Source organism: Cupriavidus sp. 05T41 (assembly GCF_056396525.1).
In genome coordinates this window covers 1-410 of the sequence record NZ_JBFTLQ010000218.1, presented here as the reverse complement: position 1 = coordinate 410, position 410 = coordinate 1, and the positions used below count along the sequence as shown (strand labels likewise).

The 410-nt window shown below is 73.4% G+C and carries 1 protein-coding gene; it reads right to left on the bottom strand.

The features are described 5' to 3' along the window. On the bottom strand, positions 1 to 410 hold a 410-nt coding region (locus AC1DKV_RS40560), incomplete at both ends, for an SAM-dependent methyltransferase (protein WP_477139780.1).

Below are 410 nucleotides of genomic sequence, written 5' to 3'. Positions count from 1 at the left end.
GGCCTGGCGGTAGAGGTCCTTGCGCGACAGGCCCAGGGCCTTGGCCACCTCGGAGGCGGCCTCGCCCAGGGGCAGGCGGGTCATGGCCTCGCGCAGGGCGGCCTCGGCGTCGTCGGCGCTGGCGGCCTTCTCCTCGCCGGGACCCACCAGGATGACGATCTCGCCCTTGGGGGCCTCGAAACGCGGGTCGACGGCCAGTTCGCCCAGCGGGCCGCGCACGCAGGTCTCGTAGAGCTTGGTCAGTTCGCGGCACACCGCCGCCGGGCGCTCGGCGCCGAACACGGCGGCCATGTCGGCCAAGGTGTCGTCCACCCGCGAGGCGCCTTCGAAGAAGATCAGGGTGGCGCGGGTCGCGGCGAATTCCTCGAAGAAGGTCTTGCGCGCGCCGGTCTTGGGCGGGGGGAAGCCGG